Here is a 23,076-nt window from a genome sequence, read left to right as displayed (position 1 = left end):
GCGACAAGCCACCGGTCCGGTTAGGACCCGGTCACCTTCACCGGCCGGTGCGTCGAACAGGGGGACCATCGGTGCGCCGTCTGCGCCCGAACTCACCGTCGGCCTGACCGACCGTGCCGGGAGCGGTACCTGACGAGGACGTGGATGGTATGCATAGGCCGTGGATGACTTGCCCGAGCAGCAGACCGGGAGCACACTCGCCCGGATCAGGGCCGCGTTGCCGTCGCTGCTTCCCAGCGAACAGCGTGTCGCCGAGGTCGTGCTGGCCAGGCCGACAGAGGTGATCGACTGGTCGGTCGCCGATCTGGCCGCGGCCGCGAGCACGTCCTCGGCGACCACGGTCCGGGCGTGCCAGCACCTGGGCTTCCGTGGGTTTCAGCAGTTGCGGTTGCTGCTCGCGAAGGATGTCGGCGCCGGGGTCCAGCCGGTGAACCCGGACTTCGGTCCGGGTGATCCGCCGGAGGCTGTCGCGGCGGGTGTCTTCGCGACGGTGAGTGCGGTGATCGCGGAGGGAATGAGCACCGTGGAGCCGAGGGCGCTGCGGGCGGCGGCCGACGTGCTCGCGGGCGCCCGCATGCTGCTGTTCGTCGGCAACGGGGGTTCGTCGTTCCCCGCTCAGGCCGCGGCACTGCGGTTCACCACCGCGGGTTGCGCCGTGCAGGCCCCTCAGGACTCGATCCTGCAACGGGTCTCGGCGCGGATGCTGGGCGGCGAGGACGTGTGCGTCGCCGTGAGTTCCAGCGGCTCCAACGAGCTGACGGTGCGGGCGGCCGAGGCGGCGCGGAAAGCGGGTGCCACGGTGATCGCCGTGACCGGTTTCGCGCGGGCCCCGCTGAGCGCCGTCGCCGATCTCACACTCGTCACCGGCACCGCGCCGCCCGTCGCCGAGCGCGACGTGATGGCCGGGCCGATGACCCAGCTCGCACTGCTCGTGGCACTGCAGCTGACCACGAGTTTCCGCCGTGGCGACCGGGCCGCCGAGGTGATGGAGGAGGTCTGGCGCGTCATGGCGCCGGACACGCGCGGTGACTGAGGTTCACCCGCGCTGATCGAGTCCTGGCCGGACCGTCGGGTGTTGCTCGGTCCCCGGCCACCTTCCGTTCACGTCCCTCGCCAACACTGCCTCGTGTAAGCGCGTACCAGAGGCGAAGAAATCTCTGGAACGTGGATTCACAGGAGGAGTCGTGGGACGGATTGAACTCGACCAGCTCACCCGCCGCTTCGGCGCGACGACCGCCGTCGACCGCGTGAGCCTGCACATCGAGGACGGGGACTTCGTCGCTCTGCTGGGTCCCAGCGGCTGCGGCAAGACCACCCTGCTCCGGATGATCGCAGGGCTGCTGCCACCAAGCGAGGGCCGCATCCTCGTCGACGACGAGGACGTGACCGAGGTGCCGCCCCGCAGGCGCGACCTCGCGATGGTCTTCCAGAGCTACGCTCTCTACCCCCACCTCACGGTGGCGAGCAACATCGGGTTCCCGCTGCGCGTCCGCCGCCGCTCCAAGGCGGAGATCGCCGACCGGGTGTCCGAAGTGGCCGAACAGCTGGAACTCGGTGCCCTGCTGCGCCGCCGCCCCAAGGAGCTCTCCGGTGGCCAGCGGCAGCGCGTCGCACTCGGTCGCGCACTCGTGCGCGATCCCAAGGCGTTCCTGATGGACGAGCCGCTGTCCAACCTGGACGCCAAGCTGCGCACGGCGACTCGCGCCGAGCTGGCCGCATTGCACCGCAGGCTCGGCTCGACGTTCGTCTACGTCACCCACGACCAGGTCGAGGCCATGACGATGGCCACCAGGATCGCACTGCTCAACGCGGGCAGGCTCGAACAGGTCGGCACACCCGCGGAGGTCTACGACGAACCGGCGTCGGTGTTCGTCGCGGGATTCCTCGGCTCCCCACCGATGAACCTGCTGCCTGCGCACGTGCGGACCGACGAAGGCCGGGTGCTCGTCACCGCCGCAGGGGTTGACGTTCCACTGTGGACCGGTGAGACGCCGGAGCAGGACGTCACGCTCGGGATCAGGCCCGAGCACCTCACCTTCGCCCCGCTCACCGAGGAGCCCGGTGCCCGCCCGCTGCTGCGCGGCACCGTCTGCACGATCGAGAACCTCGGCAGCGAGGAGATCGCGTTCTGCGCCGTCGGTGACACGACCGTCGCGGTGCGTGGCGCACGCCCACTCGGCGTGGTCGAGGGCGAGACCGTCGCGCTCACCGCTCGCCAGGAACGCGTCCACCTCTTCGACGCCGGGTCCGGCCGCCGGCTGGTCTGGCAGCCCGAACCCGCATTCGCCACTGCCTGAGAAACCCCAGTTCCGCAAGGAGAACCCGTGAAAACGCTACGCCGCTACGGCGCGGGTGCACTGCTCGCCGCCGCCACGCTGCTGACCACCGCCTGCGGTGGGCTTGGCAGCACGACCGCGGAGTCGGCCTCGTCCGGTCCCGTTCCCGAGCTCGAACCCGGCCAGCAGGTCGAGATCACCTTCGAAAGCTACAACCTCGCCAACGCCACCTGGACCAAGACGATCAACGGTCTGCTGGAGCGGTTCGAGGAGCTGCACCCCAACATCACCGTGCACGGCCAACCGCCCCAGGGCGGCGGCACCGCGGGCAGCAACACCGCCGCGAGCGTGCAGAGTCAGCTGATGGTCGGCAAGGCCCCCGACGTGGCTCAGCTGACCTTCGGCGAGCTCGACTACGCCGTGCACAAGCTCAAGCCCAAGGCCGTCGAGGACGTCGCGGGCAAGGAGGAGGTGCAGGCGGCCTTCGGCGGCGAGCACCCGATCGCCGAGCGCGCCCGCGACCTGGCGGCGATGGACGGCAAGGTCTACGGGATGCCCTACGTCTTCTCGACGCCCGTGCTGTTCTACAACGCCGACCTGTTCCGCAAGGCGGGGCTCGACCCGGAGCGGCCGCCGACCACGTGGGCACAGGTCGAGGAGTACGCGCACGCGATCACGAAGGCCACCGGAGCCGACGGCGCCTACGCCGACTGTCTCACCAAGGTCGCGGTGGACTGGTGCATGCAGGCGCTCGTGCGGTCCAACGGCGGCACCGTGATCTCCGGAGACCGCAAGACCCTGACCTTCGCCGAGCCGCCCGCCGTCGATGCCATCGCGACGTTCCAGCGGATGGTCTCCTCCGGTGCGATGCCGGACCTCGCGCAGTCGCAGGCGATGGACGCGATGGGCAGGGGACAGCTCGGTATGTTCCTGGAAACCAGCGCGCTGCAGGGCACTCTGCAGGCCCAGGCCGAGGGCAACTGGGACCTGCGCGCCGCGCCGATGCCGTCCTTCGGCGAACGGGAGCCGGTGCCCACGAACTCGGGCTCGGCGCTGTTCATCTTCTCCGAGGACAAGGCCAAGCAGCGCGCCGCGTGGGAACTGATCAAGTTCATGACCAGCTCCGAGGCCTACACCGCGATCTCGTCGGAGATCGGCTACCTGCCACTGCGCACTGGACTCGTCGACGACCCGGACGGGCTGAAGGCGTGGGCCGAGCAGAACCCGCTCATCCGGCCGAACCTGGAGCAGTTGGAGCGACTCGAACCGTGGGTGTCCTTCCCCGGCGACAACTACGTACAGATCCGGGACCTGATGATGCAGGCCGTCGAGAACGTGGTGTTCCAGGGCAAGGACGCGACGTCCACCCTCACCGAGGCGCGCAACCGCGCCAGTGAGCTGATGCCGGCCTCATGAGCACTCTGGGAAACCTGACCCCGCAACGGCACCTCTCCTTCGCCGGCACGTACAACGTGCGCGACGTCGGCGGCTACCCGACGGCGTCGGGCGGCACGATCCGGTGGGGCACGCTCATCCGGGCCGACGCGCTGCACCGGCTCGACCAGGCAGCGCTGGCCGCCGTCGCCGAACTGGGCGTGCGCACGGTGCTCGATCTGCGCGAGGACGGCGAACGCGCGGCCGCGCCTGACGCGTTCGACGGCGCGACGCTCGAGCTGCGCTCGCTGCCGATCTTCGCCGACCGGCTCGCCGTCGCGGCCGACGTCCCGCTGGAGCGGATCTACCAGCACATGGTCGAGGACTTCGGCGACGCGCTCACCGCCGCGGTGCGCGCGCTCGCGCGCCCCGGCGCCCTGCCCGCGATCGTGCACTGCAGCGCGGGAAAGGACCGCACGGGCGTGGTGGTGGCGCTCGCGCTGTCGGTCGCCGGGGTCGCACCCGAGGTGATCGCCGAGGACTACGCGCTCACGTCCCGGTACCTGGGCGCGGAGTTCCTCGCCGACATCGAGCGCCGGATCGCCGCGCTCGGCCTGTCCCAACAGCATGTCCGCGACCACGCGATCGCCTGCCCGCCCGAGCTGATCCTGAGCACGCTCGAGCGCGTCAACGAGCGACACGGCAGCGTGGCCGAATTCCTGCTCGCCCACGGCGCGACGAGCGACGAGCTCGCCGCGCTGCGCACCGCCCTCGTCGAGAACCCGGAGGAATGATGTCCCGTCCCACCCACACCGTCGTCCAGATCAGCGACACCCACATCGTCCCCGAAGGCACGCTGCTGCACGACAAGGTCGACACCACGGCCAACCTCGCCGCCGCGTTCGCCGCCGTCGAGCGGATCGGCGACGACGTGCAGGCCGTCGTGCTCACCGGAGACCTCGCCGACAAGGCCGACGCCCCGTCCTACCGGCGCCTGCGCTCGCAGGTGGACGAGTTCACCGAGCGCGCCGGGATCCCCGTGCTGTACATGATGGGCAACCACGACGAGCGAGCCACGTTCCGCGTGGGCCTGCTCGGTGAGGAACCGAGCGTCGAGCCGTACGACTACAGCCGTATGGTCGGCGACCTGCGGATCATCGTGCTCGACAGCACCGTGCCCGGACACCACCACGGCGAGCTGACCGAGGAGCAGCTCGCGTGGCTGGCGGACGAGCTCGCCACCCCGGCCCCGGCGGGCACCGTGCTCGCGCTGCACCACCCGCCGCTGCCCTCCGCGCTGACCATCATGACCGATCTCGGCCTGCGCAACGCCGACGCACTCGGCGAGGTCATCGGCGGCACCGATGTCAAGCTCGTCGTGAGCGGGCACGCCCACCACCCGGCGGCCGGGGTGCTCGCGGGCATCCCGGTGTGGATCAGCGGAGCCAACGCCTACAGCCAGGACGTGCTGATCCCCTCGACGTCGATCCGCGGCGTGGTCGGCGCCCACTGCACCCGCATCGACGTGTTCGCCGGCAGCGCGATCGCGACCTCCGTGCCGATCGGCGCCGACGACGTGGTGTACGAGATGGACGCCGAGCAGATGCGCGCGATGGCCGAGGCCTACGCGCACGAGGGCTGACCACCCGTGCTGGTCGAGATCCCCGAGGCCCAGGCCGTGACCGAGGGCAGGCCCGCCCGGCCCTCGGTCACGGCCCGCCTGCGCGGCTGGCTGCCCCCGCTCGCGTACCTGGCGCCCGCTCTGCTGTTCCTCTACCTGTGGACCTACCGTCCGCTGGGGCAGACGTTCCAGCTGTCGTTCTTCAACTGGAACCTGCTGCCCACCTCGCCGATGACCCCGGCGGGAACGGACAACTACACCCGCGTGCTCGGCCTGCCCGAACTCGGCCAGGCCGTGTGGAACACGGTGGTCTACATCCTCGCGCTGCTGCCGTTCACGGTGCTCATCCCGGCCGCCGTGGCGCTCCTGGCCCGGCGGCTGCCCGGCCGCTCCCGCACGCTGTACCAGGCGCTGATCTTCGCGCCGACGCTGGTGACCCCGGTGGCGGCCGCGGCGGTGTGGCGGTGGCTGCTCGACCCGTCGAGCGGCCCCGTGAACAAGGCACTGACGGCGCTGGGCGCCGAGCCGCTGAACTTCCTGCGCGACCCGGACGTGGCGATCGGGGCGATCATCCTGATCTCCGGCTGGAGCCTGCTCGGCTTCGCCACGCTGGTGATCTCCGCCGGACTCGCCGGGATCAACGACGACTATCCGGCCGCCGCCTCGCTCGACGGTGCCTCGCGGTGGCAGATCACGCGCCTGATCACGTTGCCGCTGCTCTCGCCGACGGTGCTGTTCCTGGTGCTCACGACGACCTTGCTGTCCGTGCAGATCACCTTCCCGCTGATCGACATCCTCACCCAGGGCGGTCCGGACGGTGCCACGACGAACGTCTACTACCTGTTGTGGCAGTACGGTTTCCGCAACTTCGACGCCGGGTTCGCCGGTGCCGCGGGCACCGTGTTCTTCGTCGGCTTCGGCCTCGTCGCGGCGCTGTTCGTCTGGCTGTCCAACAAGCTGAGCTTCTACGACAACTGAGGAACCCCATGCCACTCGCCGTACTGGCCGCGCCCGAGCCCGTGGCCGACGAACCCACGCAGGGGCCACCACCGGCCGAGCCGGGACAGAAGCCCGTCGGGGAGAACACTCGCCGACGGTCCGTGGCCGGCCATGTCGTGCTGGCCGTGCTGGCCCTGTTCGCGATCTTCCCGATCTACTGGATGTACGCGACGTCCGTGCGCGCACCCGAGGACGTCCTCGACACCTCCCCGCTGCCGTGGCCGCTGTCCTTCGCCAGCTACGAGTACGTCTGGCAGGTACTCCCGATCGGGAAACTGCTGGTGAACACCTTCGTGGTGGCGGTGTGCACGAGCATCGCGCAGCTGCTGGTGGCGTTGCTGGCGGCGTACGCGTTCGCGGCGTGGCAGTTCCGTGGCCGCGGCCTGCTGTACCTGGCGGTGGTCGGAGCCTGGCTGGTTCCGTTCCAGGTCACCATGATCCCCAACTACGCGTTCCTCAACGAGCTCGGACTGCTCAACGCGCTCGCCGGGGTCGTGGTGCCGACGGTGTGTTCCACGATGGCGGTGATGCTGCTGCGCCAGCACATCCAGGCGTTCCCGCGTGAGCTGCTCGACGCCGCGCGCATGGACGGGCGAACGTCGTGGGGGACACTGTGGACGGTGTTGGTGCCGAACCTGCGGCCCGCGCTGGCGTCCCTGTCGATCCTGTTGTTCATCTCCGCGTGGAACGACTACTTCTGGCCCGCGCTGGTGTTGCAGCGCACCGACTCGGTCCTGCAGATCGGCATTCGCGGCTTCCTCTCCGCGGAGGGTGACAACTGGGGCGCGGTGATGGCCGCTTCCGGTATCGCGTGCCTGCCGATCTTCGTGCTGTACCTGGTGTTGCAGCGGCAGGTGATGGACGCCTTCGTGCGCTCCGGGCTGCGCTGAGCGGTCAGGCCGCCCCGAGGCGGGCATCGGCCTGACCGTGGCGGCCACCGGGCTGTGTCCGCGGGGTCTTCCAGGTGCGTCCCGCGTCGCCCTTCAGGCCATCGTGGCCCCCAAGGCCACCTTTGTTGCGTTCAACGCAACAAAGGTGGCCTTGGGGGCCGATACGCGGAGTTGCCCGGCGTCCGCAACGGCGGCTGCCTGTTCTCCGCCTGTACCCGTGATCAGGGCGTCCTCGGCACCTGACGTCGGCGCGTCCATCCCGCTCTCGCGCTAGCTAAATACCCCCTGGGGTGTGTTACGGTTGAGTTGGCGAAGGGAGAGAGCCGTGGAGATTAAGCCGGAGTTGGTGGGTGACGCGCTCGTGCGCTTGCGCCGCGCGCGAGGGCAGCTCAGCGGCGTCATCGAGGCGATCGAAGAGGGGCGCGACTGCGCCGAGGTGCTCACTCAGCTTGCCGCTGTGTCCAGGGCGCTGGACCGTGCCGGGTTCAAGATCGTCGCCAGCGGCATGCGCTACTGCCAGCAGGCCCGTGAGGACGGCGACGAGCCGCGGCTGACCGAGCAGGAGCTGGAGCGGTTGTTCCTCGCGCTGGCCTGACGGTGATCATACCCCTGGGGGTAATGGAGGAAGAGCAGTGAAGACCGAGGTGAACGGGCAGGCGGGCGACGTCACGGTCGAGGTCATCGAGACGTCCTCGCTGGGCGACCGCAGCTATCTGGCCACCGACGGTGAGGTGGCCGTGGTCGTGGACCCGCAGCGGGACGTGGACCGGGTGATCGCGGCCGCGGGGCGGCTCGGCGTTCGCATCGTGCTGGTGCTGGAGACGCACGTGCACAACGACTACGTCTCCGGTGGCCTCGAGCTGGCCAGGCTGACCGGAGCCGAGTACGCGCTGGCCGCCGCGGACGAGGTGGCGTTCGACCGGCGCCCGTTGTCCGACGGCGACGTGGTGGAGGTGTCGCCACGCCTGCGGGTGCGGGCCGTGGCCACCCCCGGGCACACCTTTCACCACCTCTCCTATGTGCTGGAGGCCGGCCGGGAGCCGGTGGGCGTGTTCACCGGCGGGTCGCTGCTGTTCGGCACGACCGGGCGCACCGACCTGCTCGGCGAGCAGCACAGTGAGGAACTCGCCCGGCACCAGCACGCCTCCGTGCGGAAGCTCGCGGACATCCTGCCCGACGGTGCGCGGATCTGGCCGACCCACGGCTTCGGCAGCTTCTGCTCCGCGACACCGCCGTCGGGCGACGCGGCCACGGTGGGCGACCAGAAGCGGACCAACCCCGCGCTGACGTTGGCCGAGCGCGACTTCGTCGAGCGGACGCTGGCCGGGCTCGACGCCTACCCCGCCTACTACGCGCACATGGGTGTCCGGAACACCGCGGGGCCTCGGCCGCTCGACCTGCGCGTGCCCGCACGGGCCGAGCCGCAGGAACTCCGGGGCCGCCTGGAGCGCGGGGAGTGGGTCGTCGACCTGCGCTCCCGCAAGGCGTACGTGGTCTCCCACCTGGCAGGCACGGTGAGCCTGGGGCTGGACGGGCCGATGGCCACCTGGCTCGGCTGGCTGGTCGACTGGGGCGCGCCGATCACGCTGCTGGGCGAGTCCCGCGAGCAGGTCGCCGAGGCACAGCGCGAGCTCGCGCGGATCGGTATCGACGAGTTCGCCGCGGCGGCCGTGGGCGGTCCGGAGGAACTGGCCGCCGATCCGGGCCAGCTGCGCGGCATCCCCGTGGCCACGTTCGCCGGCCTGGCCGCGGCGCTCGGCGGCAACCCCGGCGGGCTGCCGGAGCCGGAGGTGGTGCTCGACGTGCGCGCGCGCAACGAGTTCGCCGGCTCGCATGTCAAGGGCGCGGTGCACGTGCCGCTTTACGAGGTCAGGGACCGGGCCGCCGAGATTCCATCCGGCGCGGTGTGGGTGCACTGCGGCAGCGGCTACCGTGCCACCGCGGCGGCGTCGCTGCTGGAGGCCGCGGGCCGCACCGTGGTGCTCATCGACGACGAGTTCGCCGCCGCGCGCGAGGCCGGCGTGCCCCTCGTCGAGGGAGCCTGACGGGAGTCGCGATGCGATCGGGGACCCCGGCCGCGCTCGCGGGTGGGTGGCCCGGGTGTTCGTGACGGCCGTGTTCGGCGCCATGACCGGTCTCGCTGTGGGCCTGCTCGGCGCGGGTGGCTCGATCCTCGCCGTTCCCGCACTGGTCTTCGGCGCAGGGGAGGACCTGCGGACGGCCATTCCGACATCGCTGGCGGTGGTCGCGCTGTCGTCGCTGGGGGGTGTGCTTCCCCGGGCCCGGCGGCGCGCGGTGTGGTGGCCGGTCGCGCTGGTCTTCGGCGCCGCCGGAACCGCAGCCGCGTTCGGCGGAGCCGCACTGGGCCGGCTGCTGCCGCAGCGGTGGCTGCTGCTGGCCTTCGCCGCGCTCATGGTCGTCGTCGGGCTGCGCATGTTGCGCGGCGGGGAGGAACGGGCGGGCGCCTGCCGCACCCGCGAGGGCGGTGTCGACTGGCGTAGCTGCCTGCCCCGGTCACTGCTCGCCGGCGCGCTGGTCGGCGTGCTCACCGGCTTGTTCGGGGTCGGTGGCGGCTTCGTGATCGTTCCCGCCCTCACCCTGCTGCTGGGGCTGGGCGCGCAGGAGGCGGTGGCCACCTCGCTGGTGGTGGTGCTGATCAACTCGGTGGCGGGGCTCGTCGCCCATGCCGGCTCGGCGGGCGGCATCGACTACCGGGTGCTGCTGGTGTTCGCGGGCGCGTCCCTGGCCGTCTCCATCGTCGCCGCCCGGGTCTCGACCCGGCTGGAACCGGCGACGGTGCGCCGCTGGTTCGCCTCCGTCGTCCTCGTCGTCGCGGCCTTCGTCGCCGTGGCCGCCATCGTCGACCCGGCCGCCCTGGGCTGAGCCGGAACCGGAAGGAAACGAGAATCATGTGTCGTCGCGTCGACTGCCGTGAGTGTGGCAAACCGACCTACGCCGGCTGTGGCAGGCACGTCGAGCAGGTGCTGGCCGGAGTGCCGAGGTCCGCGCGGTGCGACTGCCCGCCGGAGACGGCGGGCGCGGGCGGGCTCGTCCGCAGGTTGTTCACCCGCCGGTGAGCAGGAGGGTGCCCAGGCCGCTGGAGTGTCCGTTGTGGACCGGCCGGCCCGCCGCGGAACCTCGCTGGTGAGGGGAGCGTGCCACGCGCCGGTCCCGGTCCGCGGCGTGATCACCGCGCCTTACGATGACGTCATGGTCAGGCGGGAGTCCGGGAGAACGACGCGGGAGGAGATCCGCCTGGCCGCGGCGCGGCTGTTCCGCGAGCGCGGGTTCGCCCGGACCTCGGTGCGCGACATCGCCGCGCGGGCGGAGATCAACCCCGCACTGGTCATCCGCCACTTCGGCACCAAGGAACTGCTCTTCCTGGACACGATGCACCTGAACCTGGACGACGAACCGCTGCTGGACGTGCCGCTGGAGTCGTTCGGCGAGCGGTTCATCGAGGTGCTGCTGTCCACGGAGGACGACATCCGCGGCGTGTACCTCGCGCTCGTGCGCGGCAGCAACGAGCCGAACATCGCGGCCAGGCTGCGGGAGGTGCACGAGACCGCGTTCGTCGCGCCGGTGCGGGCCCGGCTGTCCGGCCCGGACGCCGACCTCAGGGCCCGGCTCGCGGCGGCGGTGGTCGGCGGGCTGCTCTACGCGCTGTGGGTCGTCGAGGATCCCGGCCTCGGGGCCGGCCGTAGCGAGCTGGTCGCCCGCTACGGCGCGCTGCTGCAGGAGGTGCTCACGCCGCGCGGCTGAGCGGGCTCACTGCACCGACCAGCCGCCGTCGGACGGCAGCACGGCACCGGAGATGTTGACGCCGTCGTCGCTGAGCAGGAACGTGATCGACGCCGCGAGGTGCTCCGCGGTGGCGACCGGGGGGATCAGCCGCAGGAAGTCGCCGGTGCGGCCCCTGCCGAACTCCGAGGTCCGGCCGTCCGCGCCCATCCCGGTCGCGACGCCGCCGGGTGCGACGGCGTTGACGCGGATGCCGTGCGGGCCGTACATGAACGCCGCGTTGCGGGTGATGCCCACGACGGCGTGCTTGGACGCGGTGTAGGCGGCGCCCGCGGCGTTGCCCCGCAGCGCGGCCTCCGAGGCGACGTTGACGATCGAGCCGCTGCCCGCCTCCAGCATCGACGGCAGCACCGCACGGGTGAGCCGGAACATGCCGTCGACGTTGACCGCGAACACGCGCCGCCACAGTTCGTCGCTGACCTCGTGCAGCGGCGAGAAGTCGTCGACGATGCCGGCGATGTTGGCCAGCCCGTCGATGCGCGGGCCCGCCGCGGCGACGATGCGGTCGACGTCCTCTCCGCGCACGATGTCGGCCGCCACGGACACGACGGACTCCTCTCCCAGCTCGGCGGCGAGCGCCGTGAGCCGCTCCTCGGCCAGGTCGGCGGCGATCACGCGGCCGCCCTCGCGGACGATGCGCGACGCGGTGGCCCGTCCGATGCCGGAGGCGGCGCCGGTGACCACGATCGTCCTGCCCTCGAACCGGCCCTCGACCACGCGCTCGCGCCAGCCGGTGGCGGGCGCGGCGTCCTCCGTGGGCATGACGCCACCGTTGACCGTGGCCACGAGGTCGTCGACGACGCTCTGCGGCAGCCGTCCCTGGCTCATCGTCACCAGCTGCTGCAACGGCAGGCTGCTCACGGGCGCCAGCACGGTCTCGTCGAAGCCGCCGGCGGCGAGGAACTCGCGCAGCGCCGCGGCGCCCTCGGGGTGTTTCAGCCAGTCGCCGACGGCGCTGGCCGCTGTGATCGGCTTCGGTGTGTCCGCCACGGTGGTGCCTTCCTCGCGCGTACGAAGTAAACTTAGTTTACACCTCTCCCGGAAGGGTTCCGTGCGGCGGCGGGTCACCCACGCGGGGCGTACATGATCACCGCGACCCCGGCCAGGCAGATCAGCGCGCCGGCGATGTCGAAGCGGTCGGGCCGGTAGCCGTCGGCGACCATGCCCCATGCCAGCGACCCGGCGACGAACACCCCGCCGTACGCCGCGAGGATGCGCCCGAAGTTGGCGTCGGGCTGCAACGTGGCGACGAACCCGTACAGGCCCAGCGCGATCATCCCCGCGCCGATCCAGATCCAGCCACGGTGTTCCCGGACGCCTTGCCACACCAGCCAGGCGCCCCCGATCTCGGCGAAGGCGGCCAGCACGAACAGGGCGATCGAGCGCAGGACGAGCACGGGAGACCTTTCGAACCAGCGGCACGACGACATCGGGCACCGACGGTAGCCGGTCGGCCCGCCTCAGCCGGTGCGGCCCAGCCAGACCGCGGCCGCCGTCAGCAGAGCCTCCGTCGCCCGCCGCAGCGTCGGCTCCACACCGGTCGGCACGAACTCGGGGGAGTGGTTGCCCGGTGCCGTTCCCGCCGCGACGGCGGGCTGCGGCCGGGCGGGGCCGTCCGGGTAGAGCGCGGGGTCGAAGCCGCCGAAGTTCCAGAACACCGACGGCACCCCGGCCGCGGTGCCGAAGCAGCCGAAGTCCTCGCTGCCCGGCTTGCGCAGCGTGTCGTGGACATGGTCGGCGCCGAAGGTCTCGGTGAACGCGGCGATCACCTTCCCGGTGGCCTCCTCGTCGTTCACCAGCAGCGGGAAGTCGTTGATGGGCGCGATCTCCGGCTCCTTCGGCGCGCCCGCGGCGGCCGCCTCCGCCTTGACGATCCGCTCGACGGCGGCGAGGACGCGCTCGCGCACCGCGGGGTCGAACGTGCGGATGTTGAGTTTCAGCTCCGCCTCAGCCGGGATCACGTTCTCCTTGGCGCCCGCCTTGATCGCGCCCACCGTCACCACGGCGACGTCGGTGGCGGCGATCTCGCGGGACACGATCGTCTGCAGCCGCAGCACGATCGACGCGGCGATGACGATCGGGTCCACCGTCGCCTGCGGCATCGAGCCGTGCCCGCCCCGGCCGAACACGGTCACGCGCAGGCTGTCGGCGGCGGCCATGAACACGCCGGGCAGCGCGTAGAGGTGCTCGCTGGGCGCCGACGTGATGTGCTGGCCCAGCGCCACGTCGTAGCGCGGGAACCGGTCGAGGAAGCCGTCGTCGAGCATCGCGCGGGCCCCGGCGCCGATCTCCTCGGCGGGCTGGAACACCGCGAGCACCGTGCCGGACCAGTGTTCCCGCCGCGCGGCGAGCTGTGCGGCCGCGCCGAGCAGGGCGGTGACGTGGGTGTCGTGCCCGCACGCGTGCATCACGGGCACGGTGTCGCCGTCGGGGTTCACCGCCGTGGCGTCGCTGCGATAGGGCACGCGCTCGATCTCCCGCACCGGCAGCGCGTCCATGTCGGCGCGCAACAGCACGGACGCGCCGTCGCCGTTGCGCAGCACACCCACCACGCCGGTGCCGCCGACCCCGGTGGTGACGTCGAACCCGGCCGCGGCGAGCCGCCGCGCCACGAGCGCGGCCGTGCGCTCCTCCTGGAACGACAGCTCAGGGTGCTCGTGCAGGTCCTCGTAGACGGCGGTCAGCTCGGGCATTCGCTCCGCGAGACCGGTGAACAGGTCGGCGGCAGGGGACATCGATGTTCCTCGTTCCTCGTTCGTACTTGCTGTGTCAGCTCGTCAGATCGGTGTGCCGAGCGGCGGGTCGGGCAGTTCGGCCGGATGCTCGTACGCACACCGTTCGATGGCGGCCCAGCGGGACCGGACGGCGGCCCGGCCCGCCTCGCGCAGCCACGGTCCGTCGGTCACCGCCTCGATCGCGGCGACCCTGGTGTGCTGGTGCAGCTGCTTCGCCGCCACGGTGTGCTCGAAGCGGCGCAGCAGCGTCCAGCCGATCGTCTCGGTGCACGGGTCGCGCTCGGCCGCGGTCAGCAGCTCCAGCGCCCGGCCCACGGTCACGGCCAGCAGCGGCGCGAGTCCGGCACCCTCGGCGACGCGGTTGAGCCTGGCGGGCGCGAGCAGGGGGCCTGCCACGATGTCGGTGCCCGCCGCGATCGCGGCCGCGGCGTCGAACGCGCCCGCCGTGCGGTGGTCGAACTGGCCTTCCCTGCGCGGCCGCCCGCCCGCGGGGCCGACGAGCAGCGGGCGGGCGTGCGCGGGGATCGCCAGGAACTCCGGTGTCAGCACGGAGGCGAGCCGGCCGAGCGCGGCCAGCTGGGTGTCCTCGGGCACCGGCGTGGCCGCACCGGTGAAGGCCGCGCCGCCGGTGACGGCGTAGTGCCGCTCGATGCCCCCGACGAGCTTGGCCACGGCCGTGGCCTGGTGCCGGTGCAGCAGGTACAGCAGCAGGAACCGGCGCTCGATCTCGTTGGGGTCGCTGCCGGGCGGCACGACGGCGGGGCCGAACCGGCGCAGCGCCGCCGCGCGCACCTGGAGGAGACCGTCGAACCCGGCGAGCGGGTCCCCTGCGGCGATCCACGTCGCGCCGCAGGCGTCGGCGGCGTCGTCGGTGCGGGCGTCGGCGTCGGTCACGTACCGCAGGGCGGGCTCCGGTGACACCGCGCCGTCGCCGTAGAGCGCGAGCACCTGCCGGTGGTCCCACGGGCCCGGGCCGGTCGCGTACGGCGCCGGGGCGACGGGGCGATCGCCGTCGAGCGTGAACACCGGGCCCGGATAGTCCATGACGGACGGCCGGGAATGGCCGTGTGAGGCGAAGTTGTGGGCGAACCCGAGCCCGTGGCCGATCTCGTGTGCGGCGAGCTGCCGCAGCCGCGACGCCACCACCCCGGCCACGACGGCGCCGCCCCGCTCGTCGTCGTACGGCGCCAGCACGCTCTCGGTCAGCGCGCGCAGCTGCTCGATCCGCTGCGAGCCCAGCCGCACCACCGCGCGCAGGATCTCCCCGGTGCGCGGGTCGAGCTGGGTCATGCCCGTCGACCAGCCGCGGTCGGCCCGGTGCACCCACAGCACGACGTTGAGCCGGGGATCGGTCAGCTCGGCACCGTCGGGCAGCGGCTCCACGCGGTAGCGGCCGGGCAGCCCCGCCTCGGCGAACGCCTCCCGCCACCAGCCGCCGCCCTCCAGCACCGCGTCGCGCACCGCGGGCGGCATCGCCGGGTCGAGGTGGAACACGATCGGCTCGCCCGGACGGAACCGGGTCGCCAGCGGGGTTTCCGCGTCGCGGTCGGCGATCTCGTCGAACCGGTGCACCGCGACGCTCGACGTCGCCCCGACGGTCGGGTCCAGCCGCACCGGGACGTAGCCCGGCTCCGGCAACGGCCGCAGCGCCACCTGCTGCCGCACGCTGACGGCCGAGCCCGGCGCCGGGTGCGAGCCGGGCGCACGCGGCAACCCCAGCGCGCGCGGCGAGTGCGCGGTCACCGGCCGGTGCCGCGGACGCGGGCGCTCCTCGCGGAACGTCAGCACCGACTCGACCGCCAGCACCTCGCCGTACGCCGTGACGCGCTCGACCCGGCTCAGTTCGTGGTCGAGCACGAACGGCCCGCCCGCGGCGTCGGTGAGGCGCTGCGCGGCGCCCACCAGGTCCGTCAGCCCCAGCGGCGCGGGATCGAACCGCCCCGCCTCGGTGACCGGGCAGCGCGCCAGCGCGGACTCCGCGAACGAGCGCGCCGCCGCGGCCTGCTCGGCCGGTGTCTCGCCGGAGTACCCGAACGCCGTGTTGCACGCCGTGACGGTCACCGCGCCGCCGCCGGGGTGGGCGTCGGCCCGGCACAGCAGCGACGGCCCGATCTCGCCGCGGTCCAGGCCGGTGGCCGACAGGCCGAGGCCCCCGGTGATCGTGGCGTGCACGAGGAACCGCGGCTGCGCGGCGAAACTCCAGTCGGAACTCACGTGAGCGGGGCACCTTCCTCACGTCGTCCCGGCACGGCCGCCAGCAGCGCGCGGGTGTAGCCGGAGGCCGGGGCGGTGAACACGTCGCCGGCGGTGCCCGCCTCCACCACGTGCCCGTGCCGCAGCACCACCACCTCGTCGCTCACCTGCTCCACCACGGCCAGGTTGTGGGAGATGAACAGCATGGTGAGGTCCAACTCGCGGCGCAGCCGCGCGAGCAGGCGCAGCACCTCGGCCTGCACCGACACGTCGAGTGCGGAGGTGATCTCGTCGGCGATCACCACCTCCGGCCTGGTGATGAGCGCGCGGGCGATCGCGATGCGCTGGCGCTGACCGCCGGAGAACTCGTGCGGGTAACGCTGCGCGGCATCGGCGGGCAGCGCGACCTCCTCCAGCGCCGAGGTGATCGCGTCGGTGTGACCGCGGACCCGCGCCCATGCCGGGTCGAGCGCCTCGGCAAGGGTCTGCGCGATGGTGCGGCGCGGGTTGAGCGACGAGTACGGGTCCTGCGGGATCAGCTGCACCCGGCGCAGGAACGCGCGCCGCTCGTGCCTGCCGAGTCCGCTCACGTCGGTGCCGTCGAGCAGCACCCGGCCCGATTCGGCAGGCACGATGCCGAGGATCGCCTTCGCGAGCGTCGACTTCCCCGAGCCGGACTCGCCGACCAGCCCCACCGTGTGCCCGGCCGGCACGGTCACGCTCACGCCGTCGAGCGCGGTGGTCGCCCTCGCGCCCCGGCCGAACCGCACGGTCAGGTCCTCGACGGCCAGGCCCTCGGCGGTCATGCGCCCACCCCCGGCGTCGCGGAGAGGCGGGGCACCGACTCCAGCAGCATCCGCGTGTACGGCTCGGTGACCTCGCCGGAGCGCAGCTGCTCGCGGGACAGTTCTTCCACGATCACTCCGTCCTTCATGACCAGCACCCGGTCGCAGAGCTCCTCGACGACCCCGAGGTCGTGGGAGATGAACAGGGTGGCGGTGTCGGTCTCGTCCCGGATCCTCGCCAGCTCCCGCAGAATTCCCGCCGCCACCGTGACGTCGAGCGCCGTGGTGGGCTCGTCGGCGATGAGCAGCGACGGCCGCGCGGCCAGCGCGGCGGCGATCATGGCTCGCTGGCGCATGCCGCCCGAGAGCTCGTACGGATGGGACCGCAGCAGCCTCGGCGGATCCACGATGTGCACGTCCTCGAGCAGCCCGGTGATGATCTCGCGGGCCTCGCGCGGCGACTTGCCCCGGTGCACCCGCAGCACCTCGGTGAGCTGGCTGCCCATGCGCAGCGCGGGGTTGAACGTCGTGCCGGGGTCCTGGTAGATCATCGCGACCGCGTCGGCGAGCTCGCGGCGTGTGGGCCTGCCGAGCAGGTCGGTGCCCGCGATGCGCAGCCGCGACGCCTCCGCGGTGAGCCCCTCCGGCAGCAGCCGCGACAGCGACAGCGCCGTGAGGGACTTGCCGCTGCCCGACTCGCCGACCACGCCGAGGATCTCGCCACGGCCGATGTCGAACGACACCCCGTGCACGAGCGGCGTTCCGTCCGCGCGGCGCACCACGAGGTCGCGGACCTCGACGGTCGCCGGCGACGCGGAGGAGTCCTGCTCCCGGGCGGGCCGCGTCGTCACGGGTGGCCGCGGTGTGCTCGGGGCCCGCCGGGTCACGCGCGGGTCGGCCGCCGCCGCGAGCCCGTCGCCGACGAGCATCGCGCCGATCGACAGCAGCAGGATGAGCAGCGTCGGGCCCACCACCTCCAGCGGCCGCGAGTAGATCGCGGGCAGCGCGTCGGCCAGCAGCCTGCCGAGGTCGTAGTCCGGTGTCTGCACGCCGAGGCCGACGAACGACAGCGCCGACATCGCCACGAGCCCGGTGGAGAAGCTCGCCGCGAGCTGGATCAGCAGCGGCTCGGCCATGTTCGGCAGCAGGTGCCTGCCGATGAGCGCGCGGCGCGGCACACCGGTGAGCCGGGCGGTGGTGACGAAGTCCCGCTGGTGGATGGCGCCGCTGAGGTTCGCCGCCAGCCGCGCGGTCGCGGGGATGTTCGCCAGCGCCACGGCCAACACCAGCTGCCAGCGGCCCGCGCCGAGGATCGCGGCGAGCACCACGGCCACCAGCAGCTCCGGATAGGACACCGTGATCTCCACGATCCGCAGCGCGAACTCGCGGATCCGGCGTGGTGCCGTCCAGATCGCGGTGCCGATCAGCACCCCGGCCGTCATCGAGATCGCGGTGGCGGCGAGTGCCATCAGCAGGCTCGCCTGCGCCCCGACGAGCGCCCTGGCGAGCAGGTCCCTGCCGAAGTCGTCGGTGCCGAGCCAGTGCGCGGCGGACGCGGGCTGGGCGACGTCCGGGCTGAGCCCCTCCGCTGATTCCAGCATGGTCAGCGACGCGATGGTGACCACCACGCCCGTCACCACGAGCAGCAGGGTTCCGGCGATCAGGGCGCCGTTCCAGCGCAGGCGTCCCGGCCTGGCGACCGGGGCCGCGGGGACGGTGGCGGTGACGGGCTCAGCCATGCTGACCTCCTCGGACGCGCGGGTCGACGATCCCGAGCAGGACGTCGACGAGCATGGTCATCAGTGCGGAGAGCACGGCGAGCACGAGCACGATGCCCTGCACCAGCGGGTAGTCCTTGGTGGCGACGGCGTTGACCACGCCGAGCCCGAGCCCCGGCCAGCCGAAGACGGTCTCGACACTGATCGCGCCGCCCAGCATGCCGACGAGGATGATGCCGCTCAGCGTCAGCGTGCTCGTGAGCAGGTTCGGCAGTGCGTAGCGCGCGGCCGTGCGCAGCGTGCCGAGCCGCCAGCCGCGGGCCGTGCGCAGGTAGTCCTGTTCGAGCACCACGGCCGTCTCCCGGCGCACCACCCTCGCGATCAGGCAGATCGACGGGATGCTCAGCGCGAGCGCGGGCAGCAGCATGGACAGGCCCGGCTGCGAGCGCGTGTACGCCGGGGGCAGCACCTGCAACGTCACCGCGAACAGCAGCACCAGCAGCGTCGCCATCACGTACGGCGGGATCGCCGCGACGAACGCCGTGGTGTAGCCGAACGCGGAGTCGAGCCTGCGTCGCCTGCCGCCGCGGGTGAGCGCGCCGACCGCCATGCCCAGCGGCACCGCCACGGCGAGCACCACCAGCAGTGCGAGGAAGGCGAGGCCCGCGGTGAAGGGCAGCCGCCGCAGCACCACCTCGGACACCGGTGCGTTGAGGGAGAACGAGTGCCCGAGGTCGCCCTGCAGGAGCCCGCCCACGTAGTCGAGGAAGCGTTCCAGCATGGGCCGGTCGAGCCCGAGCTCGGCGCGCACCCGCGCGATCTGGTCCACCGTGGCGTCCGGTCCCGCCGCGCTCACCGCGGGGTCGCCGGGGATCAGCGGGACGATCACGAACGTCACCACCACGGCCACCACGACCACGCCGACCAGCCCGCCCAGGCGGCGCAGCGCGAACGACGTCCACGACGACCCGCCGCGGGCCCTGCGCGCGCGGGGCCGGTCCGGTTCCGTTGTCCGTCCCGTCTGCTGTCCGGTCGTGGCCGTCATTTCGCCCCCACGCGCATAGTCGCCAGGTCGACGTAGTCGTCGAACACCGAGATGGTGAGGTCCGGCCCGGTGACGTAGGTCAGGGGACTGCCCGCCAGCGGCACGATGTCGGACCGTTCGAACAGCGTGCGCTGCGCTCGCTGGAACGCCGCGCACTGCGCCTCGGGGTCGGTGGTCGCGAGCCCCTCGGCGAGCGCGGCCTCGCCCTCGGGGTTGTCCGAGGCGCTGTAGTTGCGCCCGCCGTCCTCCACGCTGGGGCCGATCACGCGGTCCAGCGACGCGCTGATCGCGCCCACCGAGTTGAGGTCGCCGAGGAACACGACGTCCCAGTCGGAGCCGCCCTCGGCGATCGTGCTCCAGAACGTGGCATTGTCCACTTTGCTCATGGTGACCTCCGCACCGGCGTCGGTGAGCACCTCGTAGAGGTAGTCGGCGCCGCCGCTGAACTGGCGGTTGGCGGTGTTGCCGATCAGCCGCACTCCGGTGACGCCGGACAGTGCCTTCGCCGCGGCCTCGGGATCGTGGGGCGGCAGCAGCGAGCGATCGGTGTTGACGCAACGGAAACTGGCCGGGGACACCGACGTCAGCACCTCCGCGGTGCTCTTGGTGAAGATGGCGTTGAACGCCTTCTGGTCCACCGCCATCGCCACCGCGCGCCGCAGGTCCGGTCTGTCCGCGAACGGCCTGCCCTTGCGCTGGTTGAACACCACGTAGGCGGTGGAGTTGGTCACGAGGTACTGGTGCAGGTCGGGTTGCGCGGTGAACCGCTTGACCGCGTCCGGATCGGCGAACTGGCCCAGATCCAGGTCACCGGCCAGGATCTGGTTGGCCACTGTGGACTGATCGGTGGAGATGCCGATCTCGATCCGGCGCGGCGGCTCACCCTTCAACGGGGTGGAGAAGTCCGGCCACGCCTGGTAGTCCTCGCGCAGCGCGAGTGTGTAGCTCAGCCCCTGCTGGGCCTCCCGCACGGTGTACGGCCCGGAGAACGCGCCCGGCACGGTGCCCGCCTCCAGCCCTTCGGGATCGGCCAGCCCGGCAGGGCACACGATGCCGGACTGCGGGATCGCGAGCCCCTGCGGGAGCGTGGTGAACGGCTCCGCCAGCGAGACCCGCACCGTCGAGGCGCGGTCGTCGGCGGTGACGTTCACCTCGCCGAGCCCGAAGACGAGGTTCTTCCACGTCGACTCCGTGGCCGGGTCGGCGAGCCTGCGCAGTGAGTCCGCGACCACCGACGCCGTGATCGGGGTGCCGTCGGAGCAGCTCGCGTCCCGCCGGATCGTGAACGTGAACTCCGATGCCGACTCCGTGGCCCAGTCCGTCGCGAGCCCGCCGGTGAGCGTCGATCCCTCGTCGCGGCGCAGGAGCGTGTCGTAGAGCAGGCTCGCCACCTGGAACGTCTGCTGTCCCTGTGCCTGTGTGGGATCGAAGCTCGACGGGTCGCTGTTGAGGACCGTGCGCACGGTGCCGGTCTCGGCGGGGCCCGCTGTCGAGGTCGCGCACGCCGCGAGCGCGCCCGCGCAGGCCGTGGCCGTGACCATCGCGAGCAGCCCGGTGCGCCGGCGCACCGGATGCCGGGCCGGGGGAGGGGGCGGGGAGGAGGGTCGGGTCACGGGGAGACCTCCTTCTGCGGCGCGATGGCCGCGAGTGCGGCGTCGGCGACGGCCGCGTGGGTGGCGAACCAGACATCGGAACAGCCGCGGATGTGCCGCAGCAGCTCGCGCAGCACCACCAGCCGCGAGCGGTGCCCGATGACGTGCGGGTGCAGGGTGAGCTGGAACAGGCCGCCCTCGGCCCGCGCGGCGTCGAACTCGTCGCGCCAGATCTCGAGCAGCGCGCGCGGCGGCGTGTACGGGCGCAACGCGGCGTGGCGCTCCATTCCCAGGTACGGCATGTCGTCGCGGATCCACTCGACCGGCAGCTCCACCACACCGGTGGGAACGCCGTCGGCGAGCAGTTCGTAGGGCTCGTCGTCGGCCATCAGCGACGAGTCGTAGCGGAATCCGAGCTCGCGGATGACGTCCAGTGTGGACTCGGAGAAGTCCCAGCTGGGCGTGCGGATCCCGGCCGGCCGGGATCCGCACAGCCCTTCCAGGGTGTCGAGTGCGTGGCTGGTGAGGGCCAGCTCGTCGGCAGGGGACAGGAGCGTGTTGCGCTCGTGGATCCAGCCGTGCACGGCGATCTCGTGCCCGGCCGCGACGCATTCCTCGACGGAACGGGGATGCAGCAGAGCCGACACGGCGGGCACGAAGAAGCTGGCCGGCACGTCGTACTCGGCGAGCAGCCGGAGAATGCGCGGCATCGCGGCCCTGGCGCCGTACTCTCCCTGTGCGAGCCTGCCGGGGCTGGTGTCCCCGTCGCGCAACGGGATCGTCTCGTGGTCGGCGTCGAAGGAGAGCGCGACCGCGACCCGCGCGCCGCCGGGCCAGCGGGACGGCGTCAGGCGCCGCCCGGCGCGGACGCGCTCGACGTGACCGCGCCAGGTCGCTTCCGGCCATCGCCAGGGCGGCGAGTCCTCGCTCACGGCGCGCGCCTGCCGTCGTCGTCGAGCCGCACCCAGGCGCGTTTGAGCGTGCGCGCCTGCAGGGTCATGTCGGCGGCGTGCACGCCGGGCAGCCCGCCGATGACCTTCGTGAGGTAGTCGTAGAGGTCGCCGTAGCCGGGCAGGGCGCCGTGCAGGCACAGGTTGAACCGGCCCGTCGTCGCGCTGACGTACCGGGTGGACGGTTCCTTCGCCAGCCGCGTGCCGACGTTCTCCAGTTCGGCGGGTTCCACGGCCAGCCATTGCATGAAGTTCACGTCCAGTCCCAGCACCGGCGTCTCGAAGAGGGTCCGGAAGCGCAGGCAGCCGCGGCTGATGAGTGATTCGACGCGCCGCGCCGCGGTGGACTCGCTGGCCCCGACCGCGGCGGCGAGCTGCGCGTAGGTGGCCCTGCCGTCCTCGGCGAGCACCCCGGCGATCGCGAACTCCTGCTCGGTGAGGTGTTCCGGCTCGTGCCAGCCCTGCGGGCCTGCGAACGGAGCGGGATGCCGCAGCAGCGCCGCGGCCTCGGGGCCGAGCAGCCCGGGGTCCCACTCCTCGAAGTTCGAGAACTTGCGCACCACCACCATCGACTCGGACTCGACGATGTCGTCGGGCCGGGGCAGGTCCTCGACCAGCACACTGGCGACGTCCTGGTGGCGCTGGACCACCACCTCCGCCGCCACGTCGGCGCTGCCGGAGACGACGGTGACGAACCGCGCGACGGGCAGGTCGGCGAGCGCGTCGGCCACGGCGTTGGCGCGGCCGGGCCTGCACCGCATCCGCACGATCAGGGAGATGCCGAGCCCGCAACGGAGGTGGTCGAGCACGCCCGTGACGCCGACGATCCGCGACTCGATGAGCTGCTGCCCCCGGCGCGCGACCGTCGACTCCGTGGCGCCGATGGCCTGGGCGATTTTCTTCCAGGACGCCCGCCCGTTGAGCTGCAACGCGGCGACGATCCGCCGGTCCACGTCGTCGAGCCTGACGAGTTCTCCCATGAGGGAACTTTGCGGTGGTGGTTCCGCTCAAGTCAATAGGGAAATGTGGCCGATACAGCCATTTAACGTTCAAGATCCCGACGACGTCCCGTGCCCGAGCGAGGAAGGCTCCGCCGC

At 72.3% G+C, this 23,076-nt stretch carries 22 protein-coding genes; 12 read left to right on the top strand and 10 right to left on the bottom strand.

What is annotated here, in order from left to right:
- Nucleotides 1-160: 160 nt before the first annotated feature.
- The 12 genes from BA062_RS15125 to BA062_RS15075 all read left to right on the top strand — a co-directional run bounded on the left by BA062_RS15125 (nt 161) and on the right by BA062_RS15075 (nt 10,922).
- Nucleotides 161-1,033, top strand: coding sequence for a MurR/RpiR family transcriptional regulator (locus BA062_RS15125; protein WP_110336734.1), 873 nt, complete (start codon nt 161-163; stop codon nt 1,031-1,033).
- Between the two features lie 151 nt (nt 1,034-1,184).
- Nucleotides 1,185-2,297, top strand: coding sequence for an ABC transporter ATP-binding protein (locus tag BA062_RS15120; protein ID WP_110336732.1), 1,113 nt, complete (start codon nt 1,185-1,187; stop codon nt 2,295-2,297).
- A 27-nt stretch (nt 2,298-2,324) separates the two neighbouring features.
- Complete coding sequence (locus tag BA062_RS15115; RefSeq protein ID WP_110336730.1) at nt 2,325-3,692, top strand: ABC transporter substrate-binding protein; 1,368 nt, start codon at nt 2,325-2,327, stop codon at nt 3,690-3,692.
- On the top strand, nt 3,689-4,444 hold the full coding sequence (locus tag BA062_RS15110; protein WP_110336728.1) for a tyrosine-protein phosphatase: 756 nt from the start codon (nt 3,689-3,691) through the stop codon (nt 4,442-4,444). The genes BA062_RS15115 and BA062_RS15110 overlap by 4 nt, the downstream gene beginning before the upstream one ends.
- Entirely contained in the window at nt 4,444-5,292 is an 849-nt protein-coding gene (locus BA062_RS15105) for a metallophosphoesterase (RefSeq protein ID WP_110336726.1), read from the top strand. Before BA062_RS15110 ends, BA062_RS15105 begins: the two co-directional genes overlap by 1 nt.
- 6 nt (nt 5,293-5,298) lie before the next feature.
- Nucleotides 5,299-6,249 (top strand): carbohydrate ABC transporter permease, encoded by a 951-nt coding sequence (locus BA062_RS15100; RefSeq protein ID WP_110336724.1) that lies wholly within the window; start codon nt 5,299-5,301, stop codon nt 6,247-6,249.
- A gap of 8 nt (nt 6,250-6,257) precedes the next feature.
- Nucleotides 6,258-7,160, top strand: a complete 903-nt coding sequence (locus BA062_RS15095) for a carbohydrate ABC transporter permease (protein ID WP_110336722.1) — start codon at nt 6,258-6,260, stop codon at nt 7,158-7,160.
- Nucleotides 7,161-7,485: 325 nt separating this feature from the next.
- Nucleotides 7,486-7,755 (top strand): metal-sensitive transcriptional regulator, encoded by a 270-nt coding sequence (locus BA062_RS15090; RefSeq protein WP_110336720.1) that lies wholly within the window; start codon nt 7,486-7,488, stop codon nt 7,753-7,755.
- Between the two features lie 37 nt (nt 7,756-7,792).
- On the top strand, nt 7,793-9,205 hold the full coding sequence (locus tag BA062_RS15085) for an MBL fold metallo-hydrolase (RefSeq protein ID WP_110336718.1): 1,413 nt from the start codon (nt 7,793-7,795) through the stop codon (nt 9,203-9,205).
- Nucleotides 9,206-9,266: 61 nt separating this feature from the next.
- Entirely contained in the window at nt 9,267-10,043 is a 777-nt protein-coding gene (locus BA062_RS15080; protein WP_425452917.1) for a sulfite exporter TauE/SafE family protein, read from the top strand.
- A 26-nt stretch (nt 10,044-10,069) separates the two neighbouring features.
- Nucleotides 10,070-10,237, top strand: coding sequence for a hypothetical protein (locus tag BA062_RS39840; protein ID WP_168213963.1), 168 nt, complete (start codon nt 10,070-10,072; stop codon nt 10,235-10,237).
- 133 nt (nt 10,238-10,370) lie between these two features.
- Complete coding sequence (locus BA062_RS15075) at nt 10,371-10,922, top strand: TetR/AcrR family transcriptional regulator (protein ID WP_110337387.1); 552 nt, start codon at nt 10,371-10,373, stop codon at nt 10,920-10,922.
- 6 nt (nt 10,923-10,928) lie between these two features.
- On the opposite strand, the gene BA062_RS15070 is transcribed toward BA062_RS15075, so the two are convergent.
- The 10 genes from BA062_RS15070 to BA062_RS15025 form a co-directional block, all read right to left on the bottom strand.
- Nucleotides 10,929-11,951 (bottom strand): SDR family NAD(P)-dependent oxidoreductase, encoded by a 1,023-nt coding sequence (locus BA062_RS15070; protein ID WP_245959826.1) that lies wholly within the window; start codon nt 11,949-11,951, stop codon nt 10,929-10,931.
- A gap of 74 nt (nt 11,952-12,025) precedes the next feature.
- A complete protein-coding gene (locus tag BA062_RS15065) occupies nt 12,026-12,358 on the bottom strand; it encodes a YnfA family protein (RefSeq protein WP_110336712.1) in 333 nt (110 codons plus the stop codon).
- A 63-nt stretch (nt 12,359-12,421) separates the two neighbouring features.
- Nucleotides 12,422-13,696: an amidohydrolase gene (locus BA062_RS15060; RefSeq protein ID WP_110336710.1), complete on the bottom strand. Its 1,275-nt coding sequence runs from the start codon at nt 13,694-13,696 to the stop codon at nt 12,422-12,424.
- A gap of 42 nt (nt 13,697-13,738) precedes the next feature.
- The gene (locus tag BA062_RS15055; protein WP_110336708.1) at nt 13,739-15,910 is read right to left on the bottom strand and encodes a zinc-dependent metalloprotease; all 2,172 of its coding nucleotides are present in this window, start codon (nt 15,908-15,910) and stop codon (nt 13,739-13,741) included.
- The gene (locus BA062_RS15050; protein WP_110336706.1) at nt 15,907-16,695 is read right to left on the bottom strand and encodes an ATP-binding cassette domain-containing protein; all 789 of its coding nucleotides are present in this window, start codon (nt 16,693-16,695) and stop codon (nt 15,907-15,909) included. Before BA062_RS15050 ends, BA062_RS15055 begins: the two co-directional genes overlap by 4 nt.
- A complete protein-coding gene (locus tag BA062_RS15045; RefSeq protein WP_110336704.1) occupies nt 16,692-18,413 on the bottom strand; it encodes a dipeptide/oligopeptide/nickel ABC transporter permease/ATP-binding protein in 1,722 nt (573 codons plus the stop codon). The genes BA062_RS15050 and BA062_RS15045 overlap by 4 nt, the downstream gene beginning before the upstream one ends.
- The gene (locus tag BA062_RS15040) at nt 18,406-19,437 is read right to left on the bottom strand and encodes an ABC transporter permease (RefSeq protein ID WP_110336702.1); all 1,032 of its coding nucleotides are present in this window, start codon (nt 19,435-19,437) and stop codon (nt 18,406-18,408) included. Before BA062_RS15040 ends, BA062_RS15045 begins: the two co-directional genes overlap by 8 nt.
- The gene (locus BA062_RS15035; RefSeq protein WP_110336700.1) at nt 19,434-21,050 is read right to left on the bottom strand and encodes an ABC transporter substrate-binding protein; all 1,617 of its coding nucleotides are present in this window, start codon (nt 21,048-21,050) and stop codon (nt 19,434-19,436) included. The genes BA062_RS15040 and BA062_RS15035 overlap by 4 nt, the downstream gene beginning before the upstream one ends.
- Complete coding sequence (locus BA062_RS15030) at nt 21,047-21,961, bottom strand: polysaccharide deacetylase family protein (protein WP_110336698.1); 915 nt, start codon at nt 21,959-21,961, stop codon at nt 21,047-21,049. Before BA062_RS15030 ends, BA062_RS15035 begins: the two co-directional genes overlap by 4 nt.
- Nucleotides 21,958-22,959 (bottom strand): Lrp/AsnC family transcriptional regulator, encoded by a 1,002-nt coding sequence (locus BA062_RS15025; protein ID WP_110336696.1) that lies wholly within the window; start codon nt 22,957-22,959, stop codon nt 21,958-21,960. The genes BA062_RS15030 and BA062_RS15025 overlap by 4 nt, the downstream gene beginning before the upstream one ends.
- Between the last annotated feature and the right edge of the window lie 117 nt (nt 22,960-23,076).

It is taken from the genome of Prauserella flavalba, from assembly GCF_003202235.1.
Classification (GTDB): Bacteria; Actinomycetota; Actinomycetes; order Mycobacteriales; family Pseudonocardiaceae; genus Prauserella_A; species Prauserella_A flavalba.
Note: the sequence above shows the minus strand (reverse complement) of the source record. Positions and strands in the feature narration are given on the sequence as shown.

Excerpts from the sequence above, each read along its gene's own strand:
- BA062_RS15110 (WP_110336728.1), top strand. The coding sequence starts at position 3,689 with ATGAGCACTCTGGGAAACCTGACCCCGCAACGGCACCTCTCCTTCGCC.
- BA062_RS15105 (WP_110336726.1), top strand. The coding sequence starts at position 4,444 with ATGTCCCGTCCCACCCACACCGTCGTCCAGATCAGCGACACCCACATC.
- BA062_RS15095 (WP_110336722.1), top strand. The coding sequence starts at position 6,258 with ATGCCACTCGCCGTACTGGCCGCGCCCGAGCCCGTGGCCGACGAACCC.
- BA062_RS39840 (WP_168213963.1), top strand. The coding sequence starts at position 10,070 with ATGTGTCGTCGCGTCGACTGCCGTGAGTGTGGCAAACCGACCTACGCC.
- BA062_RS15075 (WP_110337387.1), top strand. The coding sequence starts at position 10,371 with ATGGTCAGGCGGGAGTCCGGGAGAACGACGCGGGAGGAGATCCGCCTG.
- BA062_RS15060 (WP_110336710.1), bottom strand. The coding sequence starts at position 13,696 with ATGTCCCCTGCCGCCGACCTGTTCACCGGTCTCGCGGAGCGAATGCCC.
- BA062_RS15050 (WP_110336706.1), bottom strand. The coding sequence starts at position 16,695 with ATGACCGCCGAGGGCCTGGCCGTCGAGGACCTGACCGTGCGGTTCGGC.
- BA062_RS15045 (WP_110336704.1), bottom strand. The coding sequence starts at position 18,413 with ATGGCTGAGCCCGTCACCGCCACCGTCCCCGCGGCCCCGGTCGCCAGG.
- BA062_RS15040 (WP_110336702.1), bottom strand. The coding sequence starts at position 19,437 with ATGACGGCCACGACCGGACAGCAGACGGGACGGACAACGGAACCGGAC.
- BA062_RS15025 (WP_110336696.1), bottom strand. The coding sequence starts at position 22,959 with ATGGGAGAACTCGTCAGGCTCGACGACGTGGACCGGCGGATCGTCGCC.